Raw genomic sequence first — 13,002 nt, forward strand, 5'->3', positions numbered from 1 at the left:
GGTTCATTCCCCTTCCTTATCGTGTAACAACGTCGTTAGCAATTTCATTTTTAGTTAATGCATCTTGTAAAATACGTTCTTGTTCTTGTCTGTGGACTGTTGGATCTCCTTCAGCTGGACTTGAGCGTCTTGTGCGGCCGATGTAGTCAACAGTAGCTCCTTCTGGTGCTACTTCACGCAGTCGATCTTCTACATAGTTCCATGCGCCCATATTTTCCGGCTCTTCTTGTAACCAGACAATCTCTTTTAAATTTTTATAGCGAGCAAAGATTTCAGCAATTACGCGTCTTGGGAACGGGTAAATTTGTTCTAGACGAAGGACGTGTAGCCAATCTTTATCATCTTCTGCTTTATTTAAGCGTTCCGTTAATTCACTGCTGATTTTTCCGCTGCACAGAACGATTCGTTCAACTGCATCTTCTTTTTTGCCTAATCCAGGCTGTTCTACTACTAAGCGGAAAGAGCCTTTTGTAAACTCTTCAAGGTTTGACACACTAAAAGCATTACGAAGCAAACTCTTTGGTGTCATAACTACTAGCGGTCTTACTTCTTCGCGCTGTAAAATGGCAGCTTGTCGTCGAAGTAAGTGGAAATATTGTGCAGCGCTTGTTACGTTTGCGATTGTCCAGTTGTTTTCTCCAGCTAGCTGTAAATAACGTTCTAGACGAGCGCTTGAGTGTTCTGGCCCTTGACCTTCATGGCCGTGTGGCAGCAATAAGACCATTCCAGATTTTTGTCCCCACTTAGCACGGCCTGCTGCAATAAACTGGTCAATAATAACTTGACCTGCATTGGCAAAATCACCGAACTGTGCTTCCCAAAGAACAAGCGTTTCAGGAGCAAATACATTATAGCCGTATTCAAATCCAAGAACGGATCCTTCTGATAATGGACTGTTACGAATATCAAAGGAAGCGCTTACGTTCTTCATTGCGTGTAGTGGTGAGTAAACATCCCCTGTCTTATGATCATGAAGAACAAGATGTCTATGTGCAAACGTACCACGTTCAGAGTCTTGGCCTGTAATACGAATTGGCGTGCCGTCTCTTAAAATCGTAGCAAATGCAAATGCCTCGCCCAATGACCAATCTACGCTTTCATTTTCTTCAAACGCCTTGGCACGCTTAGATAAGATGCGATCAAGTTTTGGAAATACGTTAAATCCTTCAGGGTATTTCACTAGCTCTTGATTTACTTCAAACAGCTCTTCTTTTGTAACAGATGTGTCAATATCTGAAATTCCTTTGAAGACTGCTTGTGGCATTTCCATAATTCTATGTTGCTTTTCAGCTTTTGGCGGTACTTTCTCATAAGCTGCTTTTAACTTCGCTTGTAACTCTTCATTAATTTGATCGGCTTGGCCGCTTTGAATCACGTTTTGTTCTTCAAGCTGCTTTGCATACATAGCACGAACCGTTGGACGTTTTGTCACAATTTCATACATCTTCGGCTGCGTTACAGACGGTTCATCCATTTCATTGTGGCCAAATCGACGGTATCCAATTAAATCAATCAAGAAATCTTTGTTAAAACGTCTGCGATACTCATAAGCAAAGTAAGCAGCAGCTAGACAGGCTTCCGGATCATCCGCATTTACGTGAACAATTGGAATTTCAAATCCTTTTGCTAAGTCACTTGCATATTTTGTTGAACGAGAATCGACGCTTTCTGTTGTAAATCCAATCATATTGTTAGCAATAATGTGGATTGTTCCACCTGTTTGATAACCAGTCAATTGATTTAAGTTCAGCGTTTCTTGTACAATACCTTCACCAGGGAACGCAGCATCTCCGTGAATTAAAATCGCGAACGATTTTTTTACATCTTGTTTTGGGTATCCATTCACATCACGCTCATCTTGAGCTGCTCTTGTAAACCCTTCCACAACCGGATTAACAAACTCCAAGTGACTAGGGTTACTAGCCAATGTCAAACGAGCTCGAACTGTGTTCTCTGCTTTAATTTGTTTGTCGGCACCTAGGTGATATTTTACATCTCCCGTCCAGCCGTAGTTGATACCGATTGAACCTTCTGAAGGAACTAATTCCTTGTTAGGCGCATGCTGGAATTCCGCAAAAATCATTTCATACGGCTTGCCTAATACGTGTGCTAATACATTTAAGCGTCCACGGTGAGCCATACCGATATTAACCGTTTTTGGGCTTGTTTCCACTGAGCGTGCAATCAGTTCATCTACAAGTGGAATTAACATATCTACGCCTTCAATAGAAAAGCGTTTTTGTCCGACAAATGTACGGTGTAAAAATTGTTCAAAGCCTTCTACTTCTGTTAAACGCTTTAATACAGAAGTTCTTTTCTCATTTGAAAGAGGTTGGAAAATAGCACCTGACTCGACCATATCAGTCAGCCACTTATTCTCTTCCATGTTATGTACGTGATGGAATTCAAACGCAATGGTTTTTGTGTAGACATCTGTTAAATAGTTAATTGCGTCTAAACCATTTTTGACGTGTGATGGCGCATTCGTACATAAAATATCAACCGGAATTGATTTTAAATCTTCTTGCGTTAAATTGTAATCTTCCAAGTGAAGCAAGACAGGATCTTTCTTCTCGCTTTCAAGAGGCTTAATTGACGCGTATAGATGACCATAAGCACGGATGTTTTCCGCTAGCTTAATAGCCGATGCAATTTTAGATGTGTTAGCTGAAGGTGCAGCCTGTGCGTATTCAGCTTGCTGAACCTGCTCACTTTCGTTTAATGGAGGAGCACCCCAATAATCAAATAATTCTTTTAAGTCTGGATCTATTAGATCCGACTGCTCTTCATATAACTCATACTGTTCTAATACATAGCCATAGTTCGGACCCAAAAATCCTTGCCAAGGCTCCCCTCTATTCGACGTTTCGTTACCCATGATAAAACCCCCAACGAGTTATAATAATTGTCGTACTCAACAATCTTTCCATTTTGAATGTCGATTACCTTATCGTCTGACATCTTTACAACGAGTGATAAACCTCACTGCGTGTGTATCTGATATCTGCTTATATTTTACCACTCTTTTACTCGTCAATCAAAATGAAATCGCTATATTTCTTTAATTTTTTTTACTTTTTTAATAGTCTTACTACTTTTTGAAAGCGTTTTATAAGTAAAGCTGATTAAAGGTCGAATCAGGTGTTAATTAATTGTTATTGACCTAGCTTTTGGCAAAATTAAATTGCTTGAAATATATTTTGTGATCATTAAAAAAAGAAGCAGCGTTTTGCTTCTTTTTTTAAAACTCATCTACGATTTTTTCAACGTCTTTAAAATAATCATCATCTACTTCTGTAAGCTTGCTGCTTTTCGCCGCTTCGAGTAAATGAGTGAACCAAGTTAGTTCTACTTTCAAATGCATAATCGTGCGCATAATGATCGACAGATTTGCAATGGAATGATCCACCTTTTTAACTTGGTACAAATTTTGCATTTTTTCTAAATAAGCTCCCGTTTCCTCAATCTTTTTTTCTAAAGCAGAAGCCACTTTTTTTTGATCGACGTAAGAAGTAAATGAAAGAGCAGCATAAACAGGTCTATGCATATGCTCTTTTTTTAACAGCTGTTCAAAATAAAGGCGCTCAAATTCTTCTTTTCCAGCATCTGTGATAGAATAAACGGTTTTTTCAGGTCTGTTCGTCTCTCGAATCACATCGACTACTTTGACCAACTGATCTTTTTCGAGCGTATCAAAGGCATAATATAAAGAGCCGCTTGCAAGTTTAATATAGTGCTTCATTTGTCTTTCATTAATGGTTTGCTGAATTTCATAAGGGTGCTTATTTCCTTCCATTAATAAGCCCAGTATGACTAATTTAACACTCATAACACCTTTCACCTCTTGACATGCATCTTATTTAGTAAAAAAAGCACGAAGATGTTCGTGCTTTTTTTATTTTTGAGCTGCAGGTTCCTTAGCCTCTACCCGCTTTTTAGGGGGAACTTCCACTCGTTCATTTCCCATTAAAAAGACAGTAATGATAGCTACTGCAATTGGAATAAGAGCAAGCATAAATGCATACGTGATCGATGTAGACATGGCATCAACAATCTTATCTAATATTTGAGGCGGAATGCTGTTTCGAGCGCTTGATTGAAAGACCGAACTCGGATCTCCTATTTGAGAGAATGCTCCTTGAGATCCATTTCCCATCCCTTGAAAATTGCGCTGCAGCTCATTTGTAAATGTATTGCTTTGAATCGTTCCAAAAATCGTAACTCCCAGCGTCATTCCTAAAGAACGCGCAAATGAGTTTGTGGAGTTGGCAGAACCTCTAAACTGTGGGTCCAGCTTATGCGTTGACGAAGTTGGTAAAAGAGAAAAGCTAAATCCTACGCCAAACCCAGTCAAAATCATGAATACCGTTAGCATCCAACGAGGTGTATCAGGCTCCATTGTTCCTAATGAAAACATTCCTACTGCAAATGAAAAAACGGACATAATCATTAAGTTTCGAAAGCTTGTTTTTGTTAGAAAAATTCCGCCGATAGCACTTCCTGCTACCGAGCCTAACATCATCGGAGTTAAAATTAAACCTGCATTTGTAGCAGAACCTCCATAAACAGCTTGAACGAAAATAGGAATAAATACCGTTAAAATAATAAACGTTGCTCCATATAGGAAAGCAAGAATTTGTGATGTTGCAAATAAACGGCGTTTGAACATCCAAAACGAAATAATCGGCTCTTGCGCGCGTTTTTCCACAAAAAAGAAGAGTGATAGCGCCACAGCAAAGATAGCAAAAAGAGATAAAATTTGCGGAGAAGACCACTCGTACTCTTTTCCTCCAAGTTCAAGAGCAAACATTAAACTGACTACTGAAATTACAAGAGTGGCTGCACCAGCCCAGTCAATTTTTTGTTTTTTATGACTTGTTGATTCTTTATAAAAGCGCACAATAAAAAATAACGATAAAAGTCCAATCGGCACGTTCACATAAAACACCCAGTGCCAGCTGATGTATTCCGTAATGTATGCACCAAGAAGCGGACCAAATACGCTTGCTGAGCCGAAAACGGCACCTAATAATCCCGTCATTTTCCCACGTTTCTCGGGAGGGAAAATATCAAATACAATGGTAAAAGCAATCGGAAGAAGCGCTCCTCCTCCAATTCCTTGAATCGCCCGGTAAATACTTAGCTGTACAATGCTTTGCGCTAGGCCACACAATGCAGATCCAAGTAAAAATACCGTCAATCCAAAAATAAAAAACCGTTTACGGCCGTACATATCAGATAGTTTACCAAATATCGGCATACCTGCCATCACGGCAACCATATAGGCGGACGTAACCCAAACAAACTTATCTAACCCGCCTAGATCAGAAATGATTTTCCCCATAGCCGTCGCTACGATTGTATTGTCCATGGCTGACATGAAAATACCGAGTAGCAATCCTGCTACGATAAAACGAATATTTTTTTCTGATGAAACCATTTCAGTTCCTCCTTTCGCGTCATCTTTTTGATGAACAGAAATGATAGCTACTTAAATTATTATATTCAAATTTGAGTATTTTACAATCTTAAATGTGCTTTTTTTAGAAATAAACATAAGAAAAGCGTAATGGGTCCATTACGCTTTTACTGTGAGCTGAGGATCTAATTCAATCTCAACATTTCCTTGAATGGCTCTTGAAATCATACAGGATGTTTCTGCTTTTTTTATAAGTCGATTGATTTTTTCTTCTTGAGCCGCAAATTCAGGTGTGATGATAACATGAGGTTTATGAATGATTTTTTCGTACGTAAATACACCATTGGTTACGTCCACGATAGCTTCCGATTCCATCGTTAAAGCCTCCTGACGGATTCCGCTTCTTTCGAACATCGCTGCAAGCGTAATGATGTAGCAAGTGGCTGCTGCCCCTAGCAGCATTTCATCTGGATTTGTTCCTATTCCTGGCCCATCCATTTCTGGTGGAATAGAAATTTTTGTTTTTAATTGTCCTGATTCAATTGTACCTACTTCATTTCGGCCTCCTGGCCAATTTGCTTGCAAATGAAAGTGATGTTTTGCCATAGTTAATCCTTCTTCCTTCTATATAATGATGTGTACTTAGCGTACCCTTTTTATGTATAAAATAAAAATGTTCTGCTTGTCACAGCAAAAAGACTGCTAAACGGTGCAGTCTTTGTTTTTTCTTAACTTAAAGGTACTTTCTTTTCGCTTTCAACGAAAGCTTTGATTAATGATGGCAGCCAGTCCTGCAGGTTTGTAAATGAATATCCCCAAAAGCTAGCTTTTTCATTGCTCATCGTCCAAGAATGATCTACTCCGTAAGGAGAACTATTTTCATCTGTTAAACGAGAAGTTGTTTTGGCTGTTTTATTCGCTGCTTGTTCAATATATGAAAATAAGTTTTTGAGTGAAATAGTACCATTTGAACAAGCGTTAATCGGCCCTTTTAACTTCTGTTCTGCACACCAGACTAAAAATTCACCTGCTTCTTCCTGTGAAATGAAGTTCATTTCTGCTTCAATAGCCGGTACACCAATTTCTTCTTCATGCATAATTTTTTCTACGTGAAAACGTAAGCGATCCGTATAATCATCTTTTCCCATTACAATTGGAAAACGAACAGCCGTTACCGAAAACGGTGCTTCTTGAAAAAATACTGCTTCAGCTTGGCGTTTTCCTTCTTGGTAAGAAATATTTTCACGGCGTGTATATGAAATAGGATACTTGTATGGATCAAAATCTTCTTCATAACACGTTTTTTCTAAAGAACCGTATACTGAAAGAGTCGAGGTGAGTATATAGTGACTCGTACTGTGACGAAAAGCTTCAACAGCTACAGCTGCGCCGTGTGAAGAATAACATATTTGATCGAAGATAACATCCCATTTTCTTCCTCGTGTTGTTTCGATTACAGAATCTTTTTCTACACGATCAAGAAAAATCCGCTCAACTCGGTCGCCGAAATCATCCGGTGTTTTGCCTCTCGTTGCTAACGTAACCTGTACTCCTTTAGAAAGCAATGTCTGAACTAAATTTTTTCCGAAAAAACGCGTTCCACCTAACACAAGTGCTGTTTTCATCCTTTTCTCCACCTTTCATATTTGATATGGGTGACCGTACCATTATTATCCAACTTTTTCATCCATAAAGCTATGAATCTTTCCGCTTATTTTTTTGTACTCCCACCTATTTTTTCGCCCCTGTCGTGTTAAGATGTACATATCTAACCAAAAGGAGCGACAGCGATGAATCCTTCTCCACTTCCCCTTAACGAACGTCTTGTTGTTCTTGATATTATTCGGGGCATTGCTTTGCTGGGCATTCTTTTAGTGAATATACCGGCTTTTACTTCTCCGATATTTATTTTTCAGCTGTACAATGTTTCTTATAAGTATGAAGGAATAGATGCTTATATTGATTTATTCTTGCAGCTGTTTGTCCAAGGGAAGTTTTTTACGATTTTTTCTTTTTTGTTTGGGCTTGGATGCGGAATCTTTTTGCATAGAGCTGAAGAAAAGCAGTACTTTGCCGCTGCTTTATGGTCAAGAAGAATGGCTTCTTTGCTATTAATCGGGCTTTTTCATCTTATCTTTTTCTGGTATGGAGACATTTTGCATGTGTATGCTATTGGTGGTTTTTTATTATTCTTTTTTTACAATCGAAAAGCTAAGACGGTTTTGCTGTGGGCAATAGGCTTGCTATGCTTTTTTTATCTTTTGGCTTGCATGCAGTTTTTTATTCCAGCACACGTCTTGCAGGAGGCTCAGCGGGAGTATAAGGTTTTACATGAACATGCCTTAACTCAATATTTATCCACCTACAGGCAAGCAGACTATTTATCTTGGCTGTTTTATCGCTTGAATGTTGAAGTGGTGCCTATGCTATTAAATCTACCGTTTTCTATCTTCCCCGTATTTTCTATGTTGTTATTTGGCTTATATACTGCTAAAAAAGGATTCATACATAGTATCGAACAAAACCGTTCTTTTTTTAAGAAAATTCAGTTAATATCAGGCGCAGCAGGTTTTACTTTAACTATCATTCTCGCTATCTTAAAACTAGAAATTTTAAAATATGGACTCTATCAGCAGGCGGCCATTCACCTTTTTACAAGTTTGAGCGGCATTTTTCTATGTTTTTTTTATCTTACCACCTTACTGTTATTCCTGCAATTTTCTCCTTACGCTTCGATGCTGGGTCTTTTTAAGTATAGCGGAACAATGGCCTTAACAACTTACCTTAGCCAAACTTTAATTTGCCTGTGGATGGTTCGAGCCTTTGGTTTATACGGAACTCTTACCTTAACAGAAAGCACGATTATTTGTCTCATTATATATACATTCCAGCTTCTTTTTAATAAGTGGTGGCTTTATTATTTCTATTACGGTCCGTGTGAATGGTTATGGCGGAGCTTTACATACCGATCTTTCCCACCTCTCAGACGGAATAGGAAAGCTTCAGCTTAACAGCAAATCGGCCTTCAAGTTTGAAAGCCGATTTGTCTCCTTTACTGCAAAGGCGGTATGGTTATTCGTTTAATTCCATTTGTCTCAAATTCTCGTATATAATCCATTTCTCGATGGAAAATTTGCATAAAAACTTCATTTTTTATTTCTTTAATGGGTCCTATTTGTTCTATCACATCTCGCTTGGCCATGCGATAGGCTAGCGCTTCCCAAAACACTTCGTTATCGTATTCTCCAATAATATCTTGAAGAGAATCTTCATGTTCTTCTGTAAACATAATCTCACTGTTTAGCGAGTGAAAAGGTCCTTTTTCAAGGAAAGGCTCTGCGTGAGAAAACATTTGTTTTTCTATATCCGTATATTCTTGTGCATGCTCATCTTCCACTCCAGAACATGCTGTGACCATCCAGTTACCTAAATAAATTAAATCAAGCAGTTGGAAAAAGTGCGTTTCAGATAGTTGAAGTTCAATATCGTTTTTTACAGGAGCTTTTGACATAAGCGCGGATCTCTCCTTTAATTTTGAGGGTAGTTGCTACTAAATAAAATAGCTAAAAGGGTTAGTATGCAGGCTAGCAGGAAAACTGAAGAAATGGCTTCACCTCTTTTCTGTAGTGTAAAAATAGAGGTACTGACATCCAAAGAAGTGAATACGAAGGGTGTAAACTTATCATAATCGAAATAAAGACAAGATACAAGACTTTTTTACTAAATTTTCTGACTATTTTCGTCATAAATACCTATTTTTTGTTTATACTAGAAAGGTTCGAAAATTGCGTTCGGTGCTGCCCAAAATAAAAAAGCGCTGAATCAGGCGCTTTAACGGTGTAAAAAAATAGATAAACCAATAAAAAAAGCAGCTAAAATAAAATCAAAAATCCATTGCCACTTCTCACGTTTTAACAATACGTGCTCTACCCCTGATAACAGCGAACTTATACTAACCAAAACAAAAATAAAGCTTAATTGGTTAAACGAAAATTTAGTGACAAAATTTGATACAAGTATGACTGCTACGGCGATGAACAGTGCCATTTGACTTATAAGTACCCATTTAATTCTCTGTTTATATCCGTCTTTTAAAGCTTGCAATAAATCGTTGCTGATCACTCTCACTAAACCCCTTTTGTATTCCTATCGTCAAAAGTAAGAACGCAGCAAAAAACGCTTATCTGCATCTTAACTACTTAGCAAAACTAGCTATTAAATCGAAACGTAAATATCAACTTGACTGTACTCAGGATCAATACAGCGTTCATCATATAATTCAAAATCTATCTTATAGGCACGATGATTTTTTTTAGCCCACTCGCGAATATAAGCCCAAGCCTCTACGACTACCTGTCTAGCTGGACCGATAGCTGTTGTAAACACCATGTATTCACCTTCTGGGATGATAAACTCTCTCATATCATCTTTCAGTTCGCCGCCGGGTAAAACTTCATATCCGAGAGCAAATGTAAAATCCATTTTTTGATTATATTCAAATTCTGTATAAAGAGCAAATGTATTACCATTTACTTTATTGGCGATTTTATTAGCTAACTGTTGTTTATAAAAAGTCTGCCAGTGCTCAGGAATAAGACCTGTGCCCGTTTCTTCCACAGGTTCATCTGTTCGAATAGGCACTCCTACAACAGTAAATTCATTTACCTTGACTACTTTTTGACTTACGACTAAGTCAGTCAACATATTGAGCCCCCTTAATTCTTCTTTTTCTGTAGTTACAATGAGGGAAATACTTCTTAATATGCATTTTATTTGTATTCAAAGAAAACGTCAACCTTTTATGCAAATCCCTTAACGAAGGGGCTAAAGATCATTCTTCTAAACTATAAAAAAACGATTCTATTTTCTTTGTACACATCATACGTATAAGATACCCCTAATTTACAATAGAGTGAGGTAAAAAAATGAAGATCATTGAACTTGCCGAATTCATTAAAACAAGTAAAAAAACAACTAAACTTGCTCTTTCCTCTTCTACAGTACAGTATACATTAGAAACAGATGATTTGAAAATTGAATTAAAAACAGGCGGCACGAATAAGCGAATCGTGTTTTTTCGCATCTTCTTAAAAAGAACATACAAGGATTGGATTTGTTATCACCGGAATGAGCATCATATTTACGAATTATATCAAAATATTCCTTTATCTCCCAAACTGCAAAAGCAGCTATTGTATGCTATTGCATCATAAAAGAGCTGGCTTAGTTAGCCAGCTCTTTTTATTTATGCTGTAGTTTTGTGATTGGATGTTTGTGCGGCTTTGCATGTAATTTTCCCTTTGTCCATTGAATCCCTCTATATAAATAGTACGAGCACCAAAAAACTGCTGGAACGATAAGTACGTAGGCAACGACACTATTTGTAAAGAAAGAAGAATCTATAGAACGAAGCAATCGATAGGTCTCATTTAATATACATATATGCACGACATAAATGCCAACTGAATTTTTCCCAACCTTTGAAAAGAATGAGTTTTTACCAAGACTTGGACTGCTCAATACGAATAAAAACAATGATGCCGATAAAAAGATTGTAGAAATAAAATAGTCTCCGGGCTTGCTGTGGTGGATATTAACCAACCAGTAACGCTCGACGATCTCTAGCGCTGAAAACACAAAAAAGCTGGCTAAATAAATCATTGGCCTTACGTTTAGTACTGACAGAATTTGCTTGCCATAAAGGGCAAACATAGCTCCTAATACTGTATAGAACAAACCAAAGAACAGGGCATCTCTCGTTTGAAAAGAAAGGGGGAAAAATAAAGAATAAGACTGCCCAAATAACCCAGTTACATATAATACGGTGCTGATAAGCATTAATAAGCCAATCTTTTTCCATCGTTGAAATAAGAAAACGATAACAACAGCCCAAATTAATGCAATCAAATACCAAAGCTGAAATCCACTTGTGTCACTTCCATAATAAAAGATATCTTTAAATGTGATGGATGATGTTAAATAATCCGCTACTGCACCTTTTCGTTCTGCCAATGTTCCGTGGTTTTGAAATAAGCGCAGAACTACACCAAACAATAAATAAAAGATGAACCAACATGCATAAAGCTTTGAAATATTCCACGTGTATTTTTTTAAGTATGCAGAAGGCTTTGGATGTTTTTGAATTTTATTCATAAACAAATAACCTGATACAATAAAGAAAAAAGGAACCGCGAATCGTGCAAATGTGTCAACGATGACATCTAGCACATTTTCCTGGTTCCCTAAAAAGAAATCGTCATGTGATGGATTAACATGGATACAAACCACAAACACTGTAGCAAAAAACTTAATAAAATCAATTGAATAATTACGTTCCATCTTGTTGTCAGCTCCTTAAAATAAACTCGAGCTCTATTTTAGCATAATTATCCAAACGAAAAAGATATTTTGGTAAAATTAACCTTATAGTCATGGAAAAAATTTCTTAACTTCCAATATTCTAGTCTTGTTTACTTGTATGATGTCTTTCAATATTCCAAATAAATGATTCTAAAGAACCACAAAACAAAAAACAGATTACGCGTAACCTGTTTTTTAAATTAACATTTTCCATGCAAACTTATTATCTTGTTTAATATCGACTTCTTTTTCATGCAAAGCTTGCACATGCTGTTTAATTTGTTTGAGAAACAGCATTACTTCCCCGCTTGATACTGCAGCTGAGTTGAGAGATAACGAATGTTTTTTAGCAATTTTTAATTCCTCGGTTTCCACTGAAATACTCACGTGTCGAAATAAGTGCCAAGGGTAGTAAACTGTTTTAAAAGATTTTGAGAAATAAATCCCTTTAGAACAAACGGTAATCCCTTCGGTTTTTTGAAGAGGATATGTATTTAAATGAGCTACAATTTTTTCTTTAGCAGGTAAATAGAGCCTGTTTCGCATCTCTTTTTCAACTTCTTCACATAGTTGTCCTTCTACCGACAACACATCTTTTGGATCAGGGGTTTGATGAATTTGAAAAGATGAACAAATAGAAGTTAATTCTTTTGAGGACACACACGGATATATATAGTCTTGACACATATATTCATGGGAATGAGTGCGAATAAATTTCTTGATTTTTTTTAATAGAGATACTAGCTTTCTAGCTGAGTAATCGTTTTGATTGACTTGAAACTTCTCCACGTCATTAAAACAAATCATTTCTTCTCTTCGAATGGTAATGGATTGAATGTTAGCGAACTCTTCCCATAACATTTTTCCTTTTTTCATCCCTCTGCTTTTCCAGTAAATCCCCTTATTTGTAAAGCAAACTCCCCTTTTATCTAGGCCTGCTATAAAAGAGCTGTGTAAATACGCAATTATTTTTTCTTGGGGCTGAAACTGAAAGTATTTGCTAGCCATTTTTTTGTAGAAACTAGGTATTTGCATTACATAAAATTGACTTTCTCTATAGATTAAGCATAAGTCAGTCAAATAATTAGTTTTCAGCGTCGCCACGCTCTCACTTCCTTTTTGAGTGTAAATAACCGTACCCATTTTTTTCTATTACTTTATAAACGTTTTTTAATGAAAAAAGTTTCAACTTTTTTTGTTTTTTATAAAAAAGCTTTAAATTG

Annotated in this window: 12 protein-coding genes; 2 read left to right on the forward strand and 10 right to left on the reverse strand. The window is 37.0% G+C overall.

Going from position 1 to position 13,002, the window contains the following annotated elements; all coding sequences use genetic code 11:
• Nucleotides 1-16: 16 nt before the first annotated feature.
• The 5 genes from sucA to ACO1DI_RS26860 all read right to left on the reverse strand — a co-directional run bounded on the left by sucA (nucleotide 17) and on the right by ACO1DI_RS26860 (nucleotide 7,044).
• Nucleotides 17-2,878, reverse strand: a complete 2,862-nt coding sequence (sucA, locus tag ACO1DI_RS26840; protein WP_014459541.1) for a 2-oxoglutarate dehydrogenase E1 component — start codon at nucleotides 2,876-2,878, stop codon at nucleotides 17-19.
• Nucleotides 2,879-3,241: 363 nt separating this feature from the next.
• Nucleotides 3,242-3,829 (reverse strand): PadR family transcriptional regulator, encoded by a 588-nt coding sequence (locus ACO1DI_RS26845; RefSeq protein WP_423145763.1) that lies wholly within the window; start codon nucleotides 3,827-3,829, stop codon nucleotides 3,242-3,244.
• A 66-nt stretch (nucleotides 3,830-3,895) separates the two neighbouring features.
• A complete protein-coding gene (locus ACO1DI_RS26850; protein WP_140451437.1) occupies nucleotides 3,896-5,440 on the reverse strand; it encodes an MDR family MFS transporter in 1,545 nt (514 codons plus the stop codon).
• A 138-nt stretch (nucleotides 5,441-5,578) separates the two neighbouring features.
• Nucleotides 5,579-6,025 carry an OsmC family protein gene (locus ACO1DI_RS26855; RefSeq protein ID WP_014459537.1) on the reverse strand — a complete coding sequence of 149 codons (447 nt, stop codon included), beginning with the start codon at nucleotides 6,023-6,025 and terminating at the stop codon, nucleotides 5,579-5,581.
• A 122-nt stretch (nucleotides 6,026-6,147) separates the two neighbouring features.
• The gene (locus tag ACO1DI_RS26860) at nucleotides 6,148-7,044 is read right to left on the reverse strand and encodes an NAD-dependent epimerase/dehydratase family protein (protein ID WP_226701349.1); all 897 of its coding nucleotides are present in this window, start codon (nucleotides 7,042-7,044) and stop codon (nucleotides 6,148-6,150) included.
• A gap of 165 nt (nucleotides 7,045-7,209) precedes the next feature.
• On the opposite strand from ACO1DI_RS26860, the gene ACO1DI_RS26865 reads away from it, so the two are divergent.
• Nucleotides 7,210-8,430, forward strand: coding sequence for a DUF418 domain-containing protein (locus tag ACO1DI_RS26865; RefSeq protein ID WP_226701350.1), 1,221 nt, complete (start codon nucleotides 7,210-7,212; stop codon nucleotides 8,428-8,430).
• Nucleotides 8,431-8,471: 41 nt separating this feature from the next.
• On the opposite strand, the gene ACO1DI_RS26870 is transcribed toward ACO1DI_RS26865, so the two are convergent.
• From ACO1DI_RS26870 to ACO1DI_RS26880, 3 genes are all read right to left on the reverse strand, one after another.
• Nucleotides 8,472-8,930 carry a hypothetical protein gene (locus tag ACO1DI_RS26870; RefSeq protein WP_153254556.1) on the reverse strand — a complete coding sequence of 153 codons (459 nt, stop codon included), beginning with the start codon at nucleotides 8,928-8,930 and terminating at the stop codon, nucleotides 8,472-8,474.
• A gap of 320 nt (nucleotides 8,931-9,250) precedes the next feature.
• A complete protein-coding gene (locus tag ACO1DI_RS26875) occupies nucleotides 9,251-9,541 on the reverse strand; it encodes a hypothetical protein (RefSeq protein ID WP_014459532.1) in 291 nt (96 codons plus the stop codon).
• 93 nt (nucleotides 9,542-9,634) lie between these two features.
• Nucleotides 9,635-10,123 carry a GyrI-like domain-containing protein gene (locus ACO1DI_RS26880; RefSeq protein ID WP_014459531.1) on the reverse strand — a complete coding sequence of 163 codons (489 nt, stop codon included), beginning with the start codon at nucleotides 10,121-10,123 and terminating at the stop codon, nucleotides 9,635-9,637.
• 221 nt (nucleotides 10,124-10,344) lie between these two features.
• On the opposite strand from ACO1DI_RS26880, the gene ACO1DI_RS26885 reads away from it, so the two are divergent.
• Nucleotides 10,345-10,632 (forward strand): hypothetical protein, encoded by a 288-nt coding sequence (locus ACO1DI_RS26885; RefSeq protein ID WP_014459530.1) that lies wholly within the window; start codon nucleotides 10,345-10,347, stop codon nucleotides 10,630-10,632.
• 28 nt (nucleotides 10,633-10,660) lie between these two features.
• Here the strand turns inward: ACO1DI_RS26885 and ACO1DI_RS26890 are convergent, their stop codons facing one another.
• Both ACO1DI_RS26890 and ACO1DI_RS26895 read right to left on the reverse strand, forming a co-directional pair.
• Nucleotides 10,661-11,758, reverse strand: coding sequence for an acyltransferase (locus ACO1DI_RS26890; RefSeq protein WP_014459529.1), 1,098 nt, complete (start codon nucleotides 11,756-11,758; stop codon nucleotides 10,661-10,663).
• A gap of 216 nt (nucleotides 11,759-11,974) precedes the next feature.
• Entirely contained in the window at nucleotides 11,975-12,655 is a 681-nt protein-coding gene (locus ACO1DI_RS26895; protein ID WP_223260186.1) for a hypothetical protein, read from the reverse strand.
• Nucleotides 12,656-13,002 lie beyond the last annotated feature (347 nt).

Origin of the sequence: Priestia sp. 40 (assembly GCF_049368575.1) — a bacterium.
Classification (GTDB): Bacteria; Bacillota; Bacilli; order Bacillales; family Bacillaceae_H; genus Priestia; species Priestia zanthoxyli.

What these genes read in the sequence shown, in the direction of transcription:
- ACO1DI_RS26885 (WP_014459530.1), top strand. Translation starts at nt 10,345, where the DNA reads ATGAAGATCATTGAACTTGCCGAATTCATTAAAACAAGTAAAAAAACA.
- ACO1DI_RS26880 (WP_014459531.1), bottom strand. Translation starts at nt 10,123, where the DNA reads ATGTTGACTGACTTAGTCGTAAGTCAAAAAGTAGTCAAGGTAAATGAA.
- ACO1DI_RS26860 (WP_226701349.1), bottom strand. Translation starts at nt 7,044, where the DNA reads ATGAAAACAGCACTTGTGTTAGGTGGAACGCGTTTTTTCGGAAAAAAT.
- ACO1DI_RS26850 (WP_140451437.1), bottom strand. Translation starts at nt 5,440, where the DNA reads ATGGTTTCATCAGAAAAAAATATTCGTTTTATCGTAGCAGGATTGCTA.
- sucA (WP_014459541.1), bottom strand. Translation starts at nt 2,878, where the DNA reads ATGGGTAACGAAACGTCGAATAGAGGGGAGCCTTGGCAAGGATTTTTG.
- ACO1DI_RS26895 (WP_223260186.1), bottom strand. Translation starts at nt 12,655, where the DNA reads ATGAAAAAAGGAAAAATGTTATGGGAAGAGTTCGCTAACATTCAATCC.
- ACO1DI_RS26890 (WP_014459529.1), bottom strand. Translation starts at nt 11,758, where the DNA reads ATGGAACGTAATTATTCAATTGATTTTATTAAGTTTTTTGCTACAGTG.
- ACO1DI_RS26865 (WP_226701350.1), top strand. Translation starts at nt 7,210, where the DNA reads ATGAATCCTTCTCCACTTCCCCTTAACGAACGTCTTGTTGTTCTTGAT.
- ACO1DI_RS26855 (WP_014459537.1), bottom strand. Translation starts at nt 6,025, where the DNA reads ATGGCAAAACATCACTTTCATTTGCAAGCAAATTGGCCAGGAGGCCGA.
- ACO1DI_RS26870 (WP_153254556.1), bottom strand. Translation starts at nt 8,930, where the DNA reads ATGTCAAAAGCTCCTGTAAAAAACGATATTGAACTTCAACTATCTGAA.
- ACO1DI_RS26845 (WP_423145763.1), bottom strand. Translation starts at nt 3,829, where the DNA reads ATGAGTGTTAAATTAGTCATACTGGGCTTATTAATGGAAGGAAATAAG.